The 423-nt window shown below is 66.4% G+C and carries 1 protein-coding gene; it reads right to left on the bottom strand.

The window, feature by feature from the left end; translation table 11 throughout:
* Window positions 1-334: SspB family protein (locus D7Y13_RS43570; RefSeq protein WP_120631142.1), on the bottom strand; the 334-nt coding region annotated here is incomplete at its 3' end.
* Between the last annotated feature and the right edge of the window lie 89 nt (window positions 335-423).

The raw sequence follows: 423 nt of genomic DNA on the forward strand, positions 1-423 counted from the left end.
GGCCGAACTCCACCGAGGGGTCCACGAAGGTCTTGATGGCGTCGTAGGGGACGTAGAGCGGCTCCGGGTTGTCGCCGAAGTTGAGGGTGATGGAGAAGCCCTCCGTGCCGACGTCGAGGTCGGCGAACCAGTGCTGCATGACGATGGTCATCTCGCCGGGGTAGCGGTCCGAGAGCCAGTCGGCGATCTCCACGTCGGGGTGCTGGGTGTCGAAGGTGATGAAGAAGTGGTGCTGGCCCGGCAGGCCGTTCGCGGCGACATCCGTCAGGACCTCATGGATCAGCCCGCGCATCGCCCGGTGCATGAGGTTGCCGTAGTCGATGGAACGCGTCACGGGCCGGCCCTCCGTATCCATGCCCGGGACCATAATTGATTCGAGGGCGGGCGAAAGGGGGGCTCAGGCCAGCCCGGCGAGGTGGAGCC

Origin of the sequence: Corallococcus praedator, from assembly GCF_003612125.1 — a bacterium.
Classification (GTDB): Bacteria; Myxococcota; Myxococcia; order Myxococcales; family Myxococcaceae; genus Corallococcus; species Corallococcus praedator.